Annotated in this window: 1 protein-coding gene; it reads left to right on the top strand. The window is 59.4% G+C overall.

Annotated features, from left to right (window positions below; translation table 11 throughout):
• A partial coding sequence (locus GIR22_RS25815) for an amino acid adenylation domain-containing protein (protein WP_154746096.1) occupies positions 1–1,033 on the top strand: 1,033 nt, incomplete at both ends.

The following is a 1,033-nucleotide window of genomic DNA, read 5'->3' as shown; positions in this document are numbered from 1 at the left end:
GTCTAATCCGCAGGTCGCGGACCTGACCTCGTCGCACCTGGCGTACGTGATCTACACCTCGGGCTCCACCGGTTTGCCCAAAGGCGTGATGATCGAACACCGCAACACCGTGAACTTCCTGACCTGGGCACATCGTTCGTTCGATCAGGCCACACTGGCCAAAACCTTGTTCTCCACCTCGTTGAACTTCGACTTGGCGGTCTACGAGTGCTTTGCACCACTGACGTCCGGCGGCAGCATCGATGTCGTGACTAATGTGCTGGAACTGCAACAGGGCGAACACGACATCACCTTGATCAACACCGTGCCTTCGGCGCTCAAGGCGTTGCTGGAATCTGGCGGGCTGAGCGAAGGCGTGCACACGGTCAACGTCGCCGGTGAAGCGCTCAAACGCAGCCTGGTGGAAAACCTGTTTGAACAGACCCAGATCAAACGCCTGTGCAACCTTTACGGCCCTTCGGAAACCACCACCTACTCAAGCTGGGTGTCGATGGCTCGTGAAGACGGTTTTGCCGCGCACATCGGCAAACCGGTGGCCAATACCCAGTTCTACCTGCTGGACGAGCACGGGCAACCGGTGCCATTGGGTGTGGCCGGTGAAATCTATATCGGCGGTGCCGGGGTGGCTCGGGGTTACCTCAACCGCGACGACCTGACTGCCGAACGCTTCCTCAAAGACCCGTTCAATACCGCTCTCAATGCACGCATGTACCGCACTGGTGACCTGGGACGTTATTTGCCTGACGGCAACATCGAATACCTGGGGCGCAACGACGACCAGGTGAAGATCCGCGGTTTCCGCATCGAGCTGGGCGAGATCGAAGCCAAGCTCGCGCAGCATCAGGACATCAACGAAACTGCAGTGCTGGCCCGCGAAGACGTACCCGGCGACAAACGCCTGGTCGCCTACTTTACCTCGCCACAAGCAGTCGACATCGACGCCCTGCGCCGTCATCTGCAAACCCAACTGCCGGACTACATGATTCCGGCCGCTTTCGTGCACCTTGATGCACTGCCGCTGACCCCCAACGGC

This window comes from Pseudomonas karstica (genome assembly GCF_009707515.1).
Classification (GTDB): domain Bacteria; phylum Pseudomonadota; class Gammaproteobacteria; order Pseudomonadales; family Pseudomonadaceae; genus Aquipseudomonas; species Aquipseudomonas karstica.
This window is presented reverse-complemented; position numbering and strand designations above follow the sequence as displayed.